This window comes from Kibdelosporangium banguiense (assembly GCF_017876405.1).
Classification (GTDB): domain Bacteria; phylum Actinomycetota; class Actinomycetes; order Mycobacteriales; family Pseudonocardiaceae; genus Kibdelosporangium; species Kibdelosporangium banguiense.
In genome coordinates, this window is record NZ_JAGINW010000001.1 from 5945806 (window position 1) to 5964307 (window position 18502).

Annotated in this window: 20 protein-coding genes; 15 read left to right on the top strand and 5 right to left on the bottom strand. The window is 65.2% G+C overall.

All coding sequences use genetic code 11. The features are described 5' to 3' along the window. Positions 1 to 75 precede the first annotated feature (75 nt). Entirely contained in the window at positions 76 to 960 is an 885-nt protein-coding gene (locus JOF56_RS28040; protein ID WP_209642480.1) for a DMT family transporter, read from the bottom strand. A 270-nt stretch (positions 961 to 1230) separates the two neighbouring features. On the opposite strand from JOF56_RS28040, the gene JOF56_RS28045 reads away from it, so the two are divergent. Genes JOF56_RS28045 through JOF56_RS28095 form a run of 11 tightly spaced genes read left to right on the top strand, consistent with a single transcriptional unit; the run spans position 1231 to position 9781 of the window. Then, positions 1231 to 1602, top strand: a complete 372-nt coding sequence (locus JOF56_RS28045; RefSeq protein ID WP_307855289.1) for an NADH-quinone oxidoreductase subunit A — start codon at positions 1231 to 1233, stop codon at positions 1600 to 1602. After that, a complete protein-coding gene (locus tag JOF56_RS28050) occupies positions 1593 to 2117 on the top strand; it encodes an NADH-quinone oxidoreductase subunit B (protein WP_307855290.1) in 525 nt (174 codons plus the stop codon). The genes JOF56_RS28045 and JOF56_RS28050 overlap by 10 nt, the downstream gene beginning before the upstream one ends. After that, positions 2107 to 2637, top strand: coding sequence for an NADH-quinone oxidoreductase subunit C (locus JOF56_RS28055; RefSeq protein ID WP_209642482.1), 531 nt, complete (start codon positions 2107 to 2109; stop codon positions 2635 to 2637). The genes JOF56_RS28050 and JOF56_RS28055 overlap by 11 nt, the downstream gene beginning before the upstream one ends. Next, entirely contained in the window at positions 2634 to 3593 is a 960-nt protein-coding gene (locus JOF56_RS28060; RefSeq protein ID WP_209642483.1) for a complex I subunit 1/NuoH family protein, read from the top strand. Before JOF56_RS28055 ends, JOF56_RS28060 begins: the two co-directional genes overlap by 4 nt. Next, positions 3590 to 4033, top strand: coding sequence for a NuoI/complex I 23 kDa subunit family protein (locus JOF56_RS28065; RefSeq protein ID WP_307855291.1), 444 nt, complete (start codon positions 3590 to 3592; stop codon positions 4031 to 4033). Before JOF56_RS28060 ends, JOF56_RS28065 begins: the two co-directional genes overlap by 4 nt. Further along, the gene (locus JOF56_RS28070; protein ID WP_209642484.1) at positions 4030 to 4554 is read left to right on the top strand and encodes an NADH-quinone oxidoreductase subunit J family protein; all 525 of its coding nucleotides are present in this window, start codon (positions 4030 to 4032) and stop codon (positions 4552 to 4554) included. The genes JOF56_RS28065 and JOF56_RS28070 overlap by 4 nt, the downstream gene beginning before the upstream one ends. Then, positions 4554 to 4877, top strand: a complete 324-nt coding sequence (gene nuoK / locus JOF56_RS28075; RefSeq protein WP_209642485.1) for an NADH-quinone oxidoreductase subunit NuoK — start codon at positions 4554 to 4556, stop codon at positions 4875 to 4877. Before JOF56_RS28070 ends, nuoK begins: the two co-directional genes overlap by 1 nt. After that, the gene (locus JOF56_RS28080; protein WP_209642486.1) at positions 4874 to 6631 is read left to right on the top strand and encodes an NADH-quinone oxidoreductase subunit 5 family protein; all 1758 of its coding nucleotides are present in this window, start codon (positions 4874 to 4876) and stop codon (positions 6629 to 6631) included. Before nuoK ends, JOF56_RS28080 begins: the two co-directional genes overlap by 4 nt. Next, a complete protein-coding gene (locus JOF56_RS28085) occupies positions 6628 to 8121 on the top strand; it encodes a complex I subunit 4 family protein (protein WP_209642487.1) in 1494 nt (497 codons plus the stop codon). The genes JOF56_RS28080 and JOF56_RS28085 overlap by 4 nt, the downstream gene beginning before the upstream one ends. A gap of 3 nt (positions 8122 to 8124) precedes the next feature. Further along, positions 8125 to 9579 (top strand): NADH-quinone oxidoreductase subunit N, encoded by a 1455-nt coding sequence (locus JOF56_RS28090; RefSeq protein WP_209642488.1) that lies wholly within the window; start codon positions 8125 to 8127, stop codon positions 9577 to 9579. Beyond that, entirely contained in the window at positions 9560 to 9781 is a 222-nt protein-coding gene (locus tag JOF56_RS28095) for a hypothetical protein (protein ID WP_209642489.1), read from the top strand. The genes JOF56_RS28090 and JOF56_RS28095 overlap by 20 nt, the downstream gene beginning before the upstream one ends. Before the next feature lie 10 nt (positions 9782 to 9791). On the opposite strand, the gene JOF56_RS28100 is transcribed toward JOF56_RS28095, so the two are convergent. The 4 genes from JOF56_RS28100 to JOF56_RS28115 form a co-directional block, all read right to left on the bottom strand. Further along, entirely contained in the window at positions 9792 to 11141 is a 1350-nt protein-coding gene (locus JOF56_RS28100) for a S8 family peptidase (protein WP_209642490.1), read from the bottom strand. A 128-nt stretch (positions 11142 to 11269) separates the two neighbouring features. Beyond that, on the bottom strand, positions 11270 to 12409 hold the full coding sequence (locus JOF56_RS28105) for an NADH-quinone oxidoreductase subunit D (protein ID WP_209642491.1): 1140 nt from the start codon (positions 12407 to 12409) through the stop codon (positions 11270 to 11272). Then, a complete protein-coding gene (locus JOF56_RS28110; RefSeq protein WP_209642492.1) occupies positions 12406 to 13350 on the bottom strand; it encodes an SAM-dependent methyltransferase in 945 nt (314 codons plus the stop codon). The genes JOF56_RS28105 and JOF56_RS28110 overlap by 4 nt, the downstream gene beginning before the upstream one ends. A gap of 9 nt (positions 13351 to 13359) precedes the next feature. After that, positions 13360 to 14433: a M20 family metallopeptidase gene (locus tag JOF56_RS28115; RefSeq protein WP_209642493.1), complete on the bottom strand. Its 1074-nt coding sequence runs from the start codon at positions 14431 to 14433 to the stop codon at positions 13360 to 13362. A gap of 35 nt (positions 14434 to 14468) precedes the next feature. Here JOF56_RS28115 and JOF56_RS59610 point away from each other — a divergent pair, with 35 nt between their 5' ends. The 4 genes from JOF56_RS59610 (at position 14469) to JOF56_RS28135 (ending at position 18495) form a co-directional block, all read left to right on the top strand. Beyond that, on the top strand, positions 14469 to 14654 hold the full coding sequence (locus tag JOF56_RS59610) for a ClpX C4-type zinc finger protein (RefSeq protein WP_209642494.1): 186 nt from the start codon (positions 14469 to 14471) through the stop codon (positions 14652 to 14654). A 75-nt stretch (positions 14655 to 14729) separates the two neighbouring features. Then, the gene (locus JOF56_RS28125) at positions 14730 to 15329 is read left to right on the top strand and encodes a (2Fe-2S)-binding protein (RefSeq protein WP_372448249.1); all 600 of its coding nucleotides are present in this window, start codon (positions 14730 to 14732) and stop codon (positions 15327 to 15329) included. Then, the gene (locus JOF56_RS28130) at positions 15329 to 16306 is read left to right on the top strand and encodes an FAD binding domain-containing protein (RefSeq protein WP_209642495.1); all 978 of its coding nucleotides are present in this window, start codon (positions 15329 to 15331) and stop codon (positions 16304 to 16306) included. Before JOF56_RS28125 ends, JOF56_RS28130 begins: the two co-directional genes overlap by 1 nt. 11 nt (positions 16307 to 16317) lie before the next feature. Continuing rightward, a complete protein-coding gene (locus JOF56_RS28135) occupies positions 16318 to 18495 on the top strand; it encodes a xanthine dehydrogenase family protein molybdopterin-binding subunit (protein ID WP_209642496.1) in 2178 nt (725 codons plus the stop codon). Positions 18496 to 18502: the final 7 nt, after the last annotated feature.

An 18502-nucleotide genomic window follows, 5' to 3' on the forward strand; every position in this document is an offset into this window, starting at 1 on the left:
CCTTGCCTGACACTGACGCGTCGAACGACCCGCCGCCACATCGACACGAGTTTCAAGATTTTTTTCCAGGGGTGGCTACACGCCGACGAGCTCTCGTGCGGGCGGCGGCGCGGGGTCGGCGACCGCGTGGTGCGGCGGGTGGAGCCTGGTGAGCACGACCACGCCGGAGATGGTGACCGCGCAGGCTGCCAGCACGCCTACGTTGGCCAGGAACGACGTGGGCAGCTGCTCGTTGAGCACGATCACGCCGATGAGTGCGCCGGTGATCGGGTCGGCCACCAGCAGTGTCGCGTAGCTCAGGGCGAACCGGCCGGTGCGGTAGGCGTTCTGCTGGAAGAGCAGGCCCATCACGCAGAACACGATGGCCAGGCCGATCACCCAGATGACCGTGCCGGACATCTCGTTGATCGCGGAGCTGCCGCCGACCCGGGTCAGCGCGGCGAACACGCCGTACGCGACGCCAGAGCCGATCGCCAGGAAGAGTGCGTTGACCGCGCCGGTGCTGCGCCGCGCCATGAACGCGGTACCGAGGATCAGGGCGAGCGCGCTGCCGCACAGCACGGCCGCTGAAGGGCCGTCGAGCGTAGGGCGGCTCGACTCGTGCGGGAGCAGCAGCAGGAGGCTCACGAGCCCCGCGCTCACCGCGAACGTGCCGAACATTTCACCGGCGGACACCCGCCTGCGGTCGATGGCCGCCGCGATCAGTACCGCGATCGGCAGCCCGCTCATCCCGAGCGGCTGCACAACGGTCAGCGGACCATTCGACAGGGCGATGATGTGCATAACGGCGCCACAGAGCGTGGTCGCCGAGCCGAGCACCCATTTGGGCCTGCGTACGAGCTGCGTCAGCAGCCGCAGAAAACCCATGTTCTTGCAGTGCACAGCCGCGTTTTGCTGCAGTGCAGCGCCCAGGGCGACCAGCGGGGCTCCGGCTACGGCCGCCACGAGCCAGAACGTCACCTGGCCGAGTCCATACAGGTGACAGCCCGTGAGGGTGTAAGTAGTGATCGGTTCGAGATCGAATCGAAATGCACCAGGAGACTCTAATGGGTGACCCCTAAGGGGCTTGTGAAGTGGTCCCCCTAAGGGCGGTCGACCGGTCTTCACCTGTGGTTCTGCTGATGCTCACGCCGCATGGCCACCTGTGGGCTTTCGGTAGACGAAAGGTGCGTAAGCGACCATGATGTGATCCAACACACAGCGCAGCGCGTCTCGTCGGAGGTGTCGCCAGTGCAGGGCTACTTCGGAGCATACGGACTGATCGCGTTGCTCCTGGTAGTCGGCGCTGTGTTCGTGGCCGTCGCGCTGAGTGCGAACCGGCTCCTGCGCCCGGCCCGTCCCACGCCCCAGAAGCTGCTGACATACGAGTGCGGCGTCGACCCGGTCGGTGGCGGCTGGGCACAGTCGTACGTGCGGTATTACGTCTTCACGTTTCTGTATGTCGTGTTCGCGGTGGACGCTGTTTTTCTTTTTCCGTGGGCGACGGTGTTCGCGGCCCCCGGTTTCGGGCTGGCGACGTTGATCGAGATGTTCGTTTTCCTGGGATTTCTGGCAGTGGGGATCTTGTACGCCTGGCGCAAGGGGGTCCTGTCGTGGGCGTGACCGACCTGGGGATGATCTCGCAGGTTCCCAAGCCGATGCGGTTCATCCTCAACTGGGGACGCAGGTACTCGTTGTGGGTGTTCAACTTCGGGCTGGCCTGCTGCGCGATCGAGTTCATCGCCACCTCGATGAGCAGGCACGACTTCATCCGGCTCGGCGTGATCCCGTTCGCGCCCAGCCCCCGGCAGGCAGACCTGATGGTGGTGTCCGGGACGGTCACCGACAAGATGGCGCCCGCCGTGCAGCGGCTCTACGAGCAGATGCCCGAGCCGAAATACGTGATCTCGTTCGGCGCCTGCTCCAACTGCGGCGGGCCGTACTGGGATTCCTACTGCGTGACCAAGGGCGTCGACCAGCTGATCCCCGTCGACGTCTACATCCCCGGCTGCCCGCCCCGCCCGGAGGCGCTGCTGCACGGGATCATGAAACTCCAGGCCAAGATCGGCGACGAGGACTGGGCCACCCGCGGCTCACCGGAATACCCGGCCTTCGAGCGGGTGCCCGATGGATCTTGACGATTTCCCCTATGGTCGGGCCGAGACAGCCCACGGACAGCAAAGCGTGGACGTCCCGGCCGCCAACTGGATTCCCGCCCTTGAGTACACACGCGACATACTGGCCTGCGACTTCTTCGACTTCCTGACCGCAGTGGACGAACTCGACGAAGGAATCCGAATCGTCGCCCACGTCTACTCGACCTCTCTGAAGCACCACCTGCTGCTACGAACCCTGCTGGACGCACCTTTCGTGCTGCCGACCGCAACCGGCGTCTACAAGGGCGCGAACTGGCACGAGCGCGAAACCCACGAGATGTTCGGCGTGACCTTCTCAGGCCACCCGAACCTGATCCCGCTGCTGCTGCCCGATGGCTTCGAAGGCAACCCCCTGCGCAAGTCCTTCGTCCTCGCCAGCCGCGTGGCCAAACAATGGCCCGGCGAAGTAGACCCCGGCCAGTCCCTCACCGACCTGGGCAAACCCAAACGCCGCCGCAACCTGCCACCCGGAGTCCCCACCGACTGGAGGCAGGACTCATGACCATTTTGGAGGTTGTGCTCCGGCTTGTGCTTGTGGTGGCGGCGTTTCTGATTCTGCCGTTGCTGGTGGGGCAGATGGAGCACAAGGCGATGGCGCATATGCAGGCGCGGCTTGGGCCGATGCATGCGGGTGGGTTTCATGGGTGGGCGCAGCTCATCGCCGACGGGGTGAAGTTCGTTCAGAAGGAACATGTTGTTCCTACCGAGGCTGATCGGCGAGTTTTCTCGCTGGCGCCTGCGGTCGCGTTGCTGCCGTACATGATCGTGCTTGTCGTGATTCCGGTGGGGCCTGGGCTTGTCGCTGTCAATCTGGATATCGGGCTCTTCTTTGTGCTCGCGGTGATGAGTGTGAGTGTGCTCGGGTCTGTGATGGCGGGGTGGTCCAGCGGGAACAAGTACTCGTTGCTGGGCGGGTTGCGGAGTGCGGCGCAGTTGATGGCGTATGAGCTGCCGCTTGTGCTTGCGGCGTCGTCTGTTGCGATGGCGGCGGGGACGCTGTCGTTGAGTGGGATTGTCGAGGCGTGGTCGCCCTGGTGGTTGTTGTGGCAGGCGCCCGCACTGCTGATCTTTTTTGTCGCCGGGCTCGCTGAGCTGGCGCGGCCGCCTTTTGACATGCCGGTTGCGGACTCGGAGATTGTGCTGGGGCCGTACACCGAGTACACGGGGTTGCGGTTCGCGCTGTTCCTGCTGGCTGAGTATGCGGGGATTGTTGTGTTGTGCGCGTTGACGGCCGTGCTTTTCCTCGGTGGGTGGCGTGGGCCGTTCGCGTCGGACGATCTGGGGCCGGTCTGGTTTCTGGCCAAGGTTTTCGTGCTCGCGTTCGTCGTGATCTGGTTGCGGGTCAGCAATCCGCGGCTGCGGGCCGACCAGCTCCAAAAGCTCGCGTGGCAGGTGCTTGTGCCGTTGAGCCTGGCGCAGCTCGCGCTGACCGGTGTGGTGAAGGTGGTGGCGTCGTGAAGGGAATCCTCAAAGGACTGGCCGTCACGTTGCGGACGATGACCCGCCGGTCGGTCACGCGGCAGTATCCGGAAGTCAAGCCCGACCTCCCGCCGCGCAGCCGGGGCGTGATCGCGCTGCTGGAGGAGAACTGCACATCCTGCATGCTGTGTGCCCGGGAATGCCCGGACTGGTGCATCTACATCGAATCGCACAAGGAAGTCCAGCCGCCCGAGGTCGAAGGCGGCCGTGCCCGCAGCAAGAATGTGCTCGACCGGTTCGCCATCGACTTCTCACTCTGTATGTACTGCGGGATCTGCATCGAAGTGTGCCCGTTCGACGCGTTGTTCTGGTCGCCGGAATTCGAGTACGCCGAACAGCAGATCGCCGGCCTCACCCACGAGATGGATCTGCTCGGCACCTGGATGGACACGGTCCAGCGCGAAGAGGACGGCAAATGACGGGCGCGGAGATCGTGTTCGTGCTGCTGGGCGTGGTCGCCCTGGCGTCCGCGGTCGTGGTGGTCACGACAAAACAGCTCGTGCGGGCCGCGCTGTGGCTGGTGGTGAGCTTCGGCGCGATCGCGGCGTGCTTTCTGGTCCTGACAGCCGAGTTGGTCGCGTGGGTACAGGTGCTGATCTACGTCGGCGCGGTCGTCGTGCTGCTGCTGTTCGGCATCATGCTCACGCGCGCACCGATCGGTCGTTCGTCTGATTTGGACAGTCGTAATCGGCCGGCAGCGATAGCTGTCGCTGCGGCCACCGCTGGAATTCTGGTCACAGTTCTGGTGAGCGGATTCCAGCATGCCTACGTCGACGTGGGTAGCTCGGTGAGTGGCTCGGCTGCTGGCATTGGGGCGAGCGTGTTCCGGTACTGGGTGCTGCCGTTCGAGGTGCTGTCGGTGTTGCTGCTGGCCGCGTTGGTCGGCGCGATCGTGTTGTCCCGCACCGATATCGGGCCGCCGCGGGACGGTGATGGCTGATGCACGTCGCGTACCCGGTTGTGCTGGCCGCGATGCTGTTCTCCATCGGTGTCTACGGCGTTCTGGCCAGGCGCAACGCCATCCTGGTCCTGATGTCGGTCGAGCTGATGCTCAACGCGGTCAACCTGAACCTGGTCGTCTTCGATGTCTGGCTGGCCGACAGACTCGGGTCCGGGCAGGTGCTGACCTTGTTCGTGATCGTCATCGCGGCCGCGGAGGTCGGGCTGGGCCTGGCGATCGTGCTGCAGGTGTTCCGCAACCGCGCCACGATAGCCATCGACGCGATGACCGAGTTGAACGAGCGCGACGAGGAAAAGCTATGACGGCCGCGCTCATTGTCCTGTTCCCGTTCGTGGCGGCACTCCTCGGAATGCTCTTCAGTCGTTACATCAAGCCTTGTTGGTTCGCGGTGGCCGGGACCGGGCTGAGCGCGGGCTTCGCGATCGCGTTGACGTTCCTCGAGCCCTTCGAGACCCGTGCGTTGCTGACGCCGACCGGAACGATCCCGATCACGCTGGGCATGCGGGCCGATGAACTGTCGTCGACGGTCGCGGTGATGGTCACGCTTGTCGCCCTGGCGATCCAGATCTACTCGATCGGGTACATGAAGCACGACGTCCGGTATCCGGCGTTCGCCGCACTGGTCTCGTTGTTCACTGCCGCGATGCTCACCGTCGTACTGTCGGCCGACCTGATCGTCATCTACGTCGGCTGGGAGATCATGGGCGTCTGCTCGTACTTCCTGATCGGCCACCACTGGGAGAAGCCGAGCGCCACGGCCGCCGCGGTGAAGTCGTTCCTGATGACACGGTTCGGTGATGTGGGTTTCCTCTTCGGGATCTTTGTGCTTGGTGTCGCGGCGGGCTCGTTCCGGGTTTCCGACGTCATCGCGGCGGTCCCCACGATGTCCCCGGGCACCGTGCTGACCGGAACCTTGCTGTTGCTGGTCGGTGTGGTGGGCAAGGCGGCCCAGTTTCCGCTGCACAGCTGGCTGCCGGATGCCATGGCCGGTCCGGCGCCGGTCAGCGCCCTGATCCACGCCGCCACGATGGTCGCGGCCGGGGCGTACATGGTCGCGCTGCTGTTCCCGGTCTTCCTGGCCGCGCCGCTGACTCTGGAGATCCTCGGCCTGATCGCGGTGATCTCCATGATCGGCTCCGCGTTGGCCGCACTGGTCACCGACGACCTCAAACGCGTGCTGGCGTACTCCACGATCAGCCAGCTCAGCGTCATGTTCGCGGCGCTCGCGGTCGGCGGCCGGACCCAGGCCGTCGGTCATCTGCTTTCCCACGCCGCCTTCAAGGCCCTGCTGTTCCTCGGCGCGGGCGCCGTGATCATCGCGGTGGGCAGCAACCTCATGGCCGACATGAGTGGCCTGCGCCGTCGCATGCCCGTCACGTTCCTCACAATGACGGTCGGGTTCGCTGCCTTGGCTGGGATTCCGCCGACGGCCGGGTTCTTCAGCAAGGACGCGGTCGTGGCCGCGGCGGAGCATTCCACCGGTTGGCTGGTCTTGACCGGGTTGCTGGTCACCGCTTTGCTGACCGCGGCATACACCACGCGTGCCTGGTTGCGGACGTTCTTCGGCCCGAATGGTCCCGAGGTCGATGAGGCGTCGAAGATCATGCTGGTGCCGTTGGCAGTTCTCGCAACAGCGTCGTTGCTGCTCGGGTTGGGCGCGGTGTGGGTCGAGGAGTTGCGGCCGGAATTGCTGAGCGCGGTGTTGTCCGTTGTGTTGGCTGGAATTGGTGCGGTGCTGGTGTTTCTGGCCTGGCGGCGTGACCCTGCGCGCGATCCGGCGGTCTTGCTGGGCCGGGCGCGAGGCGTTTTCGCCTCCGCTTTCGGCACGGACGATCTTTACGAGCGAACTGTGGCCAGGGGAGTGGTGAAGCTCGCTAACGGCGTTGTGCGGGTCGACGATTCCGTTGTCGGGCAGACGGTTCGCGGCACCGGCCGCGGGGCGCGTGCGCTCGGCGGGGTACTGAGGCTGACACAGAACGGGAATCCGCAGTTCTATGTCACCGCTGTGCTCGCCGGGGTCGTGTTGATCGCGGTCGGGGTGGTGGTGCTGCAATGAGCGTGCTTCCGGTGCTCTTCTTCGCGATTCCCCTGATCGGGTGTATCGCGGTTTTGGCCGTACCCGAGCGAATCGCCGTGGTGCTGGGCATTGTGATCACCGCGGTCACTTTTGTGTTGACCGTGGTGGCTGCCATGTCGTTCAGCTATGTCGGCGGCGGGATGCACCTGGTCACCGATCTTTCGTGGATTCCCCCGATCGGGCTACGGTTTCATCTTGGTATTGACGGCGTTTCGGTCCCGTTGGTGATTCTCACGGCCCTGCTGTGCCTGCTGGGAATGATCTATGTCGCACGCCGTGAAGCCGGGCTGGAGCGTCCGCGAGCGTTTGTCTCATTGCTGTTGCTGACCGAGGTCGGCATGCTCGGCACGTTCATTTCTCTGGATCTGTTGCTGTTCTTCGTGTTCTTCGAAGTCGTGCTGATCCCGATGTACGCGCTGATCGCCGGCTGGGGCGGCGCGGGCCGGGTCCGGGCCGCCCGGCAGTTCATCCTGTACACACTGCTCGGCTCGGGTGTGCTGCTCGTCGGGCTGCTCGTGATCTACGGCAATACGTCTACTTTGGACATGGTGGAGCTTGCGGCCCGTGACGGCGCCGGGATGAGCCGTGCCGTCCAGATTATCGCCTTCGTGCTGGTCGCCGGCGGGCTGGCGGTGAAGGTGCCGATGTGGCCGTTGCACACCTGGCTGCCGGACGCGCACAGCGAAGCACCGACCGTCGGATCGGTGCTGCTGGCCGGTGTCCTGCTGAAAATGGGTACGTACGGCCTGATCCGCATCGCGCTGCCGACCCTGCCCGAAGGTGCCCTGGCGGTCGCGCCGTTCCTGGGCGCGCTCGGGGTCATCGGGATCGTCTACGCGGCGCTGGCCTGTCTGGCCCAGCGCAACCTCAAACGGCTGATCGCGTTCTCCAGTGTCGGTCACATGGGGTTCGTGCTGCTCGGGATTTCCACCCTTACAGCGGCTGGCGTCAACGCGGCGCTGTTGGCCAACATTGCTCACGGATTGATCACTGGCTTGCTGTTCTTCCTGGTAGGTGGCATGGCAGAGCGGTTCGGCAGCACGGATATGGACAAGATCGGGGGCGGCACCCTGACCCTGGCGCCGCGGCTGGGCGTGCTGTTGATCATCGCCGCGGTCGCCAGTTTCGGCCTGCCCGGCCTGGCCGGGTTCTGGGGCGAGATGCTCGCCATGCTGGCGGCGTTCAATCCGGCCGAAAGCCTCGACCGTGGTCTGTACCTGGCCTACATGGTCATCGCCGGGATCGGGGCCGTGCTGACCGCGGCCTATTTCCTGGTCATGCTGCGGAAGGTCGCGCAGGGAACGGTCGCCGCGTGGCGCCGGGACGGCGGGATCATGGACGTCACCAGGTCGGAGATGGTCGCCTGGGTTCCGTTGGTGGTCCTGGTCCTCGTCGTGGGAATCTGGCCCGGTCTGGTGCTGGGCCCGACTGCGGAAACCGTCAGTGCCTATCTGTCTGGGGGCGGATGACCTATGCCGGCCGTCCAGGACATCGACTATCTGGCCATCGCACCGCCGCTGATCCTCGCGCTCGCGGCCATTCTGGTGCTGGTGGCCGAGACATTTCTGCCGCGCGTCGATGCATTGGCCATCGGTGGGATCGTGCTGGCAGGCGGCGCTGAGATTGCTTTGACAGCAGGGGGTCGGACGCGTGGAACGTTCTGTGTGGACGGTTCGTGCTCGTTCGTCGTGGACGATTTCACGCTGCTGTTCCAGTCGGTCATGCTGATCGCCGGTGTGATCGTGGTGCTGATGGCGCAGGTGGAGATCCGTGATACCCGCCTGCCGGCCGGCGAGTTCTACTTCTTGATTCTGGGCGCGTTGTCCGGCGCGCTTACTCTCGCAGCCGGGCGCGATCTGGTCACGTTGCTGGTCTCGCTGGAAGTTGTGTCATTGCCGCTGTTCGCTTTGGTGGCGTTGCGCCGGTATGACGGCCGGTCGTCCGAGGCCGGGGTGAAGATGTTCCTGGTCTCGGTGGTGTCCACCGCCGTGATGCTGTTCGGGATCAGCCTGGTCTACGGCGCCACCGGAACGCTTTTCCTCGACCGGATCGGGGCCGTGCTGGCGACACCGTCTCCTTTGGAATCCGTCGCGGGTGTCGGCGTCGTGCTGGTGCTGGTCGGCTTCGGGTTCAAGGTCTCGGCCGTGCCGTTCCATTTCTGGGCGCCGGACACGTATCAGGGGTCACCGGTCGCGGTCGCGGCTTTCCTGTCCGTGGTGTCCAAGGCGGCCGGGTTCGCCGGGCTGGCCTTGGTCCTGAGCATCGCGTTCGCGCCGTTCGCCGACGTCTGGGGGCCGCTGGTCGCTGTGCTGGCCGCGGTGTCCATGACGGTCGGCAATCTGGTGGCGTTGCGGCAGAAGACCGTTATCCGACTGCTTGCTTGGTCGTCGATCGCCCAGGCGGGGTACATGCTCGCGCCGCTCGGCGCGGCTGGGGGAGGAGCGCCGCTGGGCGAGCTGGTGGCCGCGACCATCGGATACGTCGCGATCTACGCGCTGATGAACATCGGTGTGTTCGCGGTGATCTCGTTCGTCGGCTGGGTCGGGCGGCATGGCGGGGGAATGCTGGACGACTACCGTGGTCTGGCTCGCACGAACCCTCTTGTGGCAGTCGCTTTGGCGTTCTTCCTGGCCTGCCTGGCCGGTCTGCCGCCAGGGCTGGCGGGATTGTTCGCCAAGATCGTGGTCTTCCAGGGCACGATCCTCGGTGGGTACGGCTGGCTGGCCGTGATCATGGCGGTGAACACCGTGATCGGCTTGTTCTACTACCTGGCCTGGGCCAGCCGGCTGTTCGCCGCCCGGCCGGAGACTGTCCAGTTCGGACAGGTGAAGCGACCGGTCGGCGTGGCGATCGGCGTCGCGGCCCTGGGGACTGTGCTGATATCCGTTCTGCCACAGGTTGTTCTCGGTGTCTCGATTGGAGGGTGACGTGCAGGCGACCGTCGCGACGTTCTCGGCTTCGACGCGGAGCGGAACGGTTCTGCTCGACGACGGCCGCTCATTGTCCTTCGACGCGCAAGCGTTCTCGAAGAGTTCGCTGCGGATGCTCCGGCTCGGGCAACGTGTTGTGCTGCGTGTGGTTGATGGCCGGGTGGTGGCCATCAACCACATCGCACTACCGCTCGACTAGGGCAGTTGGACTAGGCAGCTGCCACGCTTGCTCGCGCGTCGACCAGGCCGATACCGCATCCGCCGACGCAGCTACCCGGCATCGCTCGAGCCCGGAGCCTGGACGCCAGCAGCGCCGGGGTCAGACCCGGGTTCTTGTGCAGCATCAACGCGGCCACACCGGAAATGTGCGGCGCCGCCATGCTGGTGCCCTGGTAGAAGGCGTAGGACTGGGCACCCGGCACAGTCGTTCCCGCGTTCAATGTGGACAGAACGCCGTTGGCGACGGTCGGCGAGGTCTCGCCACCCGGAGCTGTGATCTCCACTGTGGCACCGAAGTTGGAGTACACCGCGCGGTTGCCCTGCCGGTCACTCGCCGCCACCGTGATCACACCGGCACAGTTCGCCGGGGTGGCGGTGGAAGCGTTCAGGTTGCTGTTACCGGCCGATACGACAACCGACGAACCGCGGCTGATCGCGCCGTTGATGGCCGCCTGCAGTGCCGCCGGGCACGCACCGGAACCGCCGAGGCTCATGTTCAGCACACGGGCCGGGTTCGGGTTGTTCGGGACACCCGCGACCACGCCACCCGACGCCCACGTGATTCCGTCGATGATGTCCGCGAACGTGCCACCGCAACGTCCGAGCACACGCACCGGAACAATCCTGGCCGCCGGCGCCACGCCCGAGACACCGACAGCGTTGTTCCGCAGAGCAGCAACAGTTCCGGACACGTGCGTACCGTGCCAGCTGCTGTTGCGGGCCGGTGTCCCCACGCCACACTCGCCCGCGGCCTGCCAGTCACCCTGGTCCTGCGGGTTGTTGTCCCGGCCGTTGCCGTCACGCGCCGCGGCGGCGTTGGTGATCATGTCGTAGCCGCCGAGGTAGTTGGCGTTGAGCTCGGTGTGCGACGTCCGGCCGGTGTCGATCACCGCGACCCGCACGCCGCTGCCGGTGAAGCCCGAGTCCCACGCCGTGTCCACACGGGCGCCGGCCAGGGCCTCGAAGTAGTGCCACTGCTGCGGATACATCGGATCGTTGGGCGTCAGGTCGGCCTGCAGCACGCCGTTGGGCTCCGCGAACATGACGTCGCCACGAGCCTTCAAGCTGTTGAGAACGGCGTTGCTGGCCTTGGTGTCGAGCCGCTGGTCAGCCTTCACCAGCACCGCGCCGACCGAAACCTCGCCGACCACGCGCAACTTCTGGGCCACTAACGCGTCGCGTGCCGCGACGCCGTCACGGAACTTGACGATGAACTCACTGACGGCAGGCGATTCCGCGGCCGCAGGGGCCGCGGTCGCCGTCACGGGCGTCAGCGCCAAAAGTGTCATTGCCGCGGCCAGGCCTGTCACAGCCAGCCGCCGGGTCAATCCACTTCTCATCGGACTCCATCCCTAGCCACGAGACACCATCGGTGGTGTCTTCCGGCAGAGATGAGCGCCCACACCGTCCACCAGATACAAACTGGCAAACGTAAAAATCGCTGGTTCTGCCTGCTACGAAACAGGTTCTACTTGTCGATGTCGCCGACTACGAAGAACATGGAGCCGAGGATGGCGATCATGTCGGCGAGCAGGGCGCCTTTCATGAGTTCGGGGATGGCCTGGACGTTGTTGAAGGATGCTGAGCGCAGTTTCATTCGCCACGGTGTTTTCCCGCCGCGCGACACCAGGTAGTAGCCGTTGATGCCGAGCGGGTTCTCAGTCCAGGCGTAGGTGTGGCCTGCGGGGGCCTTGAGGATTTTGGGGACCTTGACGTTGATGGGGCCGGGCGGGAGCTGTGAGAGGCGGTCGATGCAGGCTTCGGCGAGGTCGAGTGAGGCGTAGACCTGGTCGGCGAGGCATTCGAAGCGCGCCAGGCAGTCGCCTTCGGTCCGTGTGACCACGGGAATGTCCAGTTCGGAGTACGCGAGGTAGGGTTCGTCGCGGCGGAGGTCGAAGTCGAGGCCGCTGGCTCTTGCTATCGGTCCGGAGACGCCGTAGGCGGCGGCTTGCGTTTTTGTCAGCACGCCTATGCCACGAGTTCGGGCGTGGAAGATCTCGTTGTCACGAATCAGTTTCTCGATTTCGCGGGTGCCGCGACGGACTGCCGCGATGGCTGAGCCGACGCGGGAGAGCCAGCCGTCGGGCAGGTCCTCCTTCAGACCGCCGACTCTGTTGAACATGTAGTGCATCCGGCCGCCGGTTGCTTCCTCCATCACCGCCTGGAGGGTTTCGCGCTCGCGGAAGGCGTAGAAGATCGGGGTTATCGCTCCGAGCTCGATGGGATACGAGCCGAGGAACATCAAATGGTTGAGCACACGGTTCAGTTCGGCCATCAGCATCCGGGCCCACACCGCCCGCACCGGTGGTTCGATGCCGGTCATGCGTTCCACGGCGAGCACCACGCCGAGTTCGTTGGCGAACGCCGAAAGCCAGTCGTGCCGGTTGGCCAGCACGATGATCTGGCGGTAGTCCCGGACCTCGAACAGTTTCTCCGCACCCCGGTGCATGTAGCCGATGATGGGCTCCACGTCGGAGATCTGTTCGCCGTCCAGGCGAAGCCGCAGCCGCAGGACGCCGTGCGTGGCGGGGTGCTGAGGCCCGATGTTCAGCACCATGTCCTCGCTGCCGATGGCCGAGCCGATCGCGACAGTGCGTTCCGTGCTCATCCCACCATCCTGGCACTCAGCGACGCCGGTAGACAGGTGTCGATCGACTGAACGAGCCAGCCGAATCCGCCCAGCCCGCCGGGGTCGATCAACTCGGCTTCCTCGCCTGCCTGCTGCAGCGAACGCAAGTATCGCGGCGGGTCGGTCCGAGCCAATGAAATGTCCGGCCGAGAGCCACGGATTCCCAGTGCACGCAACGCATCCCGCTGAGTTGTGAGCAAAGAGGAGGAAACGTCCACACTGGCCGCGCACGAGTCAAGCGCCACATGCGCGGTGATGTCACACGAACCGTCAGGCACGGGCGTGACAACAAGACCGTCCCGGTAGCCGGTCAGCGTCCCCAACGGCGGTCGGGCGCCCAGGAAATGCGCGTAGTCGGCGGCCACCACAACGCCCCGGGAAACCCGGCTCACCAGGTCGGCCCAGGCCTGGTCACGGGGGAGCCCGATCTCGGCGCGTTCACCTACCGCACGCAATGGCCACCAGCGGGAAAGCCACTCCAGGTCCGAGGCTGAAGGTGGATCGCCGAGGCACTCCGAGCCTGAGGAGGAGACCATCACCAGCCGCGGCCCGTCGGGCGTCTGTTCGACCACGTCGACCGGGATATTGTCGAGCCATTCGTTGGCGATGACCAGGCCGTTGATCGACGACGGCAGCGATTGCACCCAATTGATCCGAGCAGGTAGCCGCGCTGGGCGCGGAGCAATCTCGACCGCAATGAGGTGCACATCGCGATCGGCGGAGAGCAGCAGCTCCCCGCTTCCGGCACCGACGTCCACGATCTCCTCAGCGTCCGGCATGAGGCTGAGCAGAGCCTCGGCGTAGCGCGGGGAAGCGTGGACGGAAGTACGGTAATGACGCGCCGGTTGCCCGGTGCGCCGGTAGAAACCGTTCTCGGCGTACAGCGCCCGTTGTGTCGCCGTACGCCACGACATCCACATGGATCGAGACTAGAACGCCCCAGCGAGGAACTCCCGCAACGCGCGGTAATAAGGCTCGATCGTGGTGATGTCGACGTACTCCGCCGGCCCGTGCAGCCCATCGCCGCCGATGCCGAAGATCACCGCGTCGATGCCGCGCTGGTAGTAGAACCGCCCGTCCGCGGCGCCGTGTTTACGCAGGAAATCGCCGTCGAAGCCCTGGTTGCGGGCAGCCTGCTGGAGCGCCAGGACCTCGGGACGCGACCGGTCGGCCTTGTGCGGCGGGTCGGCGTAGATGATCTCCACCGACACCCCCTCCACACAGAGACTCCGCAGGTAGTCGGCCACCTCCGACTCGGTCCGGCCGTCCAGGTCGGTGCCCGGCGGGAACCTGATGTCCAGCCACGCCTCGGCCTTCGCGGGGATCTGGTTGCGGGCCTGGTTGGGTGTCTCGATCCGGGCGACGTTGACTGTGGTCTGCCAGGCCTCCTCGGCCGGCACCGGATACTTGGTCAGGATGTTTTCCACGCTGCGCAGGATCTTGCCCAGCGCGTTGTCGCCGAGCCACGGATACGCGCTGTGCCCGGTCCGGCCTGTCGCCCACAGGTTCGCGCCGATGATGCCCTTGGAGTCGGTCACCAGCCGGAGCGCGCTCTGCTCGCCGATCACGACGAAATCGCCCTCGACGCCCTGTTCGAGCTGGTGCAGCGTGCCGTGCCGGCCGCCGACCTCCTCATCGGTCACCAGTTGCAGCGCGATCGGCAGCGACGACCCCAGTTCACGGAAGACCAATGCCTCTACCAGGGCGGAGACCTTCATGTCGTGCGCGCCGCGGGCGTACAGCCGCTGACCTTCCAGCCTGGGAACGAACTGGTCCGGCGTGCCTGGGACGACGTCGAGGTGCCCGTTGAGGATCACCGGGAACCGGCGCCGCTTCCCGGCGTAGACCAGCGCACTCGGTTTGCCGTTCGACTCGAACCGTTCGACGGTGAACCCGGGGCCGACGAAGTCCAGCACGTACTCCAGCGCGCGGTGCAGCTCGTCGGGCCGGTCCGCGGTGGACGGGATCGCCAGCAGGGGGATGGCGGACGCGAGAAGATCCACTCAGTCAGGCTAGACCTCAGGGCTACCGTGGACACATGACAACACGAACCTTGCTCGCGTGCAGCTTCTGCGGCCGTCCGCAGACGGAGGTCGCCCAGCTCGTCGCGGGTCCCGGCGTTTTCATCTGCGATGGCTGCGTGGAGCTGGCCAACACCGTCATCGCCGAGGCCAAGAAGCAGAAGCAGGAACAGGGGGAGCAGCCGCCGCTGCCCGAAGTATGAGCCCGGTGAACCGGTAACCGGATATCATCGCCTTCCGCCGCCACCGAACTACTCCGCCACCACCCAGGAGGTTCGATGGATACCAGCGATGGCTGGTCCAGGCGGCATTTCTTCACCCACGCGGCAGCGGCCACGGCCGGTGTGGCCGTTGCCGGGCAGGTCGCGTTGCCCCAGATGGCGGCCGCTGCCGAGGACGACGGCCTGGTCGAGGTCTCGTGCTTCATCAACGGCAAACCCGAGACCCTGCGGATCGACCCGCGTGTCACGCTGCTGGACGCGTTACGCGAGCGTTTGCGCCTGACCGGGACCAAGAAAGGCTGCGACCGCGGTCAGTGCGGGGCATGCACTGTGCACGTGGACGGCAAGCGCGTCGTGTCGTGCCTGACACTTGCTGCGACGCTTCGCGGCAAGCGGATCACGACGATCGAAGGCCTGGCTCCGGGCGACGGCATGCATCCGATGCAGCAGGCGTTCATCGAGTGCGACGCCTTCCAGTGCGGGTTCTGCACATCCGGGCAGATCATGTCTGCGGTCGCGGTCGTCAAGGAAGGGCACGCGCGGTCGGGCGACGAGATCCGGGAGGCGATGTCCGGCAACATCTGCCGCTGTGGTGCGTATCCGAACATCGTCACGGCAATCAACCAAGCGGCGATCAAGCGAGCAGGTGAGGCGTGATGCACGCGTTCACGTTCGCCGCACCGGTCACGACCAATGACGCGATAAATCTAGCTGCTGAGCAGTCCGCGTTTCTCGCAGGCGGCACGACTCTGGTCGATCTGATGAAGCTTGATGTGATGACGCCGTCCCAGGTCATCGACATCAACGACCTGCCGATGCGGGGAATCCGACGCGGCCGGGACGGCATCGCCATCGGTGCGTTGGAGCGGATGAGCGATGTCGCGTTGAACCGCGATGTCAGCACGCTCTACCCGGTGATCTCGCAGGCGCTGTTCGCCAGCGCGTCGGGGCAACTGCGCAACATGGCCAGCATCGGCGGGAACCTGTTGCAGCGCACGCGATGTGACTACTTCCGTGACGTGCAGATGCCGTGCAACAAGCGTGTGCCTGGCAGTGGCTGTCCGGCTCAGACCGGGTTCAACCGTGCGCACGCCATTCTGGGGACGAGCAGTTCCTGCGTTGCGACGCATGCCAGTGATCTAGCGGTGGCTCTTGTCGCATTGGACGCGAGAATTCGGTTGCAGGGCAAGGAAGGAGAGCGGATCGTCCCGCTTGCCGATTTCTACCGGCTGCCTGGTGACACCCCATCGGTTGAGAATGTGCTGCGGCCCGGCGAGCTGATCACACAGGTGCAGGTGCCACGGCTGGTGTGGGGCCGGATGTCGGCGTACGTGAAGGTCCGTGACCGGCAGTCGTACGAGTTCGCCTTGACATCGGCGGCTGTGGCGTTGAATGTGGGCAAGGACAAGGTGCTGGAGGCCCGGGTCGCGGTCGGGGGAGTGGGCACGCGGCCCTGGCGCCTGCCGCAGGTCGAGGAAGCGTTGCGGGGCGAGCCGGCGACTGAGCAAGCGTTTGCTGAAGCCGCCCGGCTGGCGGTCCAGGACGCACGGCCGTTGGAGCACAACGCGTTCAAGGTCGAACTGGTTCAGCGGACGATCGTTCGCGCGCTGATGTCCGTGCGGGGTGTGCGATGAGCCCAGCAGAGATGAGTCCAGTGGGACAGCCGGTCGACCGCGTTGACGGGCCGCTCAAAGTCACTGGTACGGCAGACTATGTAGCCGACCACAAGATCGATCGCCTCGCCTACGGCTATGTCGTGACCAGCACGATCGCGCTGGGAACGATCACGAGCATGCAGACCGAGGCCGCGTTGGCCGCGCCTGGCGTGCTGGCCGTGTACAGCCCGTTCAACTCGCTCAAACTGTTCGCCTACACCCAGGCACAGAACGACGAGACCAGACCTCCGTTACAGGACATGGAAGTCCGCTACTACGGTCAGTTGATCGCCCTGGTGGTGGCGGAAACCTTCGAACAGGCCAGGGACGCGGCATCCCTGATCAAGACGACGTACACCGAGCGAACGCCTGCGACATCCTTCCAAACAGGACTTCCCAACGCGACCCCGCCGCCGAGCGGAACGCCGGTTGTCGACGTGCTTGCTCCAGGAGTTCCGTCGATCGACGCGGCCTTGGCCGCAAGCGAGGTGACGGTGTCGGCCACGTACACGACTCCGGTCAACAACCACATCGCTATGGAGCCACACGCCACGCTCGCGAGCTGGACCGGGGATCATCTGACGATCTACACAGTCAGCCAGGGCGTGCGGCTGGTCGTTACACGTATGGCTAACACTCTAGGCATCGATGCTGCCAAGGTTCACGTGCACAATCCCTATGTGGGCGGAGGTTTCGGGAACAAGTGGGGTAACTGGGCGCATACGCCGGTCACTGCGGCCGCAGCACGTGCGCTTGGCCGTCCGATCAAGACGGTTCTGACCCGTGAGCAGACATTCACCATCGTCGGCCACCGTCCTCAGTCGACTCAAACAGTCGCGCTGGGCGCGTACAAGGACGGCAGACTGGTCGCGATCAAGAATGACGGCGTTTCATCGATGTCTCCTGCCAGCAACTTCTACGAGCCCGTGGCGAACCTGTCGCTCTCGTTGTACGCGAGCCCGAACCTCCATGTCTCACGGCGCGTGGTCAGGCTGGACGTGCCACCGACAACGATCATGCGCGCGCCGCAGGAGGCCAATGGGTCGTTCGCGTTGGAAAGCGCGATGGACGAACTGGCCGAGAAACTCGGTATGGATCCGTTGGAACTGAGGCGCAAGAACGACTCTCCGGTTGTTCCCAGCAACGGCCGGCCCTGGTCGAGCAAACATCTTGACGAGTGCTACCGCATCGGTGCGGAGAAATTCGGGTGGTCGCGGCGTAATCCCGCGCCGAGATCGGTGATCGACGGCGACTGGCTGGTCGGAATGGGCATTGGTACGGCCACGTACTCGGCCGGCCGGGGTGATGCTTCCATCAAGGTCAGGTTCCAGTCCGACGGGACAGTGAAAGTCTCCGGCACGGCAGCGGATCTCGGGACCGGGCAATCCACGGTGTTCGCGATCCTGGCCGCGGACAAGCTGGGTATTCCGGTCAGCCGGGTCATTCCCGAACTGGGTGACTCGTCCTCGCCGACAGCGGCCAACGCCGGCGGCTCGTCGTCGACTTCGACCAATGGTCCGGCTGTTCAACTGGCCGCCGACGCCGCTCGGACAGCCTTGGTGAAATTCGCGGCCGAGACACCCGGGTCGCCTTTCCAGGGCAAGGAAGTCCGGTACGCGGACGGGTCGCTGATCGCGGGCGATCTGTCGATCACCTTCGGAGCTCTGCTGACGCAGCTGGATGTACCCGCGGTGGAGGCGACCGCCGCCTCACCTCGGGTGAACGACCCGGTCCGCGGTTTCCGCTCGTTCGGCGCGACCTTCTGCGAAGTCCGGGTGAATCGCTGGACCGCCGAACCCCGGGTCTCCCGGATGCTCTGCGTGGTGGACGCCGGGACAATCGTGAACCTGAAGTCCGCGCACAGTCAGATCGCCGGCGGCCTGATCATGGGAATCGGCCATGCACTGCTGGAAGCCACCCATCTGGATGCCAACGGCAGGTTCGCCAACGCCACCATGCAGTCCTACATGGTGCCGGTGAACTCCGATGTCCCGCCGATCGACGTGCACTTCCTGAACTACCCGGACACCTACCTCAGCCCGCTGGGCGCAAGGGGAATCGGCGAGTTCAGCATCGTGGGCGCGGCGGGCGCGGTCGCCAACGCGGTCCACAACGCGACCGGCAAACGCATCCGCGACTTACCCATCACCCTCGACAAACTTCTGTAGAAACTTT

Coding starts and splice junctions, on each gene's coding strand:
- JOF56_RS28130 (WP_209642495.1), top strand. CDS start 15,329: ATGCACGCGTTCACGTTCGCCGCACCGGTCACGACCAATGACGCGATA.
- JOF56_RS28110 (WP_209642492.1), bottom strand. CDS start 13,350: ATGTGGATGTCGTGGCGTACGGCGACACAACGGGCGCTGTACGCCGAG.
- JOF56_RS28060 (WP_209642483.1), top strand. CDS start 2,634: ATGACCATTTTGGAGGTTGTGCTCCGGCTTGTGCTTGTGGTGGCGGCG.
- JOF56_RS28105 (WP_209642491.1), bottom strand. CDS start 12,409: ATGAGCACGGAACGCACTGTCGCGATCGGCTCGGCCATCGGCAGCGAG.
- JOF56_RS28090 (WP_209642488.1), top strand. CDS start 8,125: ATGCCGGCCGTCCAGGACATCGACTATCTGGCCATCGCACCGCCGCTG.
- JOF56_RS59610 (WP_209642494.1), top strand. CDS start 14,469: ATGACAACACGAACCTTGCTCGCGTGCAGCTTCTGCGGCCGTCCGCAG.
- nuoK (WP_209642485.1), top strand. CDS start 4,554: ATGCACGTCGCGTACCCGGTTGTGCTGGCCGCGATGCTGTTCTCCATC.
- JOF56_RS28070 (WP_209642484.1), top strand. CDS start 4,030: ATGACGGGCGCGGAGATCGTGTTCGTGCTGCTGGGCGTGGTCGCCCTG.
- JOF56_RS28135 (WP_209642496.1), top strand. CDS start 16,318: ATGAGTCCAGTGGGACAGCCGGTCGACCGCGTTGACGGGCCGCTCAAA.
- JOF56_RS28080 (WP_209642486.1), top strand. CDS start 4,874: ATGACGGCCGCGCTCATTGTCCTGTTCCCGTTCGTGGCGGCACTCCTC.
- JOF56_RS28125 (WP_372448249.1), top strand. CDS start 14,730: ATGGATACCAGCGATGGCTGGTCCAGGCGGCATTTCTTCACCCACGCG.
- JOF56_RS28100 (WP_209642490.1), bottom strand. CDS start 11,141: ATGAGAAGTGGATTGACCCGGCGGCTGGCTGTGACAGGCCTGGCCGCG.
- JOF56_RS28055 (WP_209642482.1), top strand. CDS start 2,107: ATGGATCTTGACGATTTCCCCTATGGTCGGGCCGAGACAGCCCACGGA.
- JOF56_RS28085 (WP_209642487.1), top strand. CDS start 6,628: ATGAGCGTGCTTCCGGTGCTCTTCTTCGCGATTCCCCTGATCGGGTGT.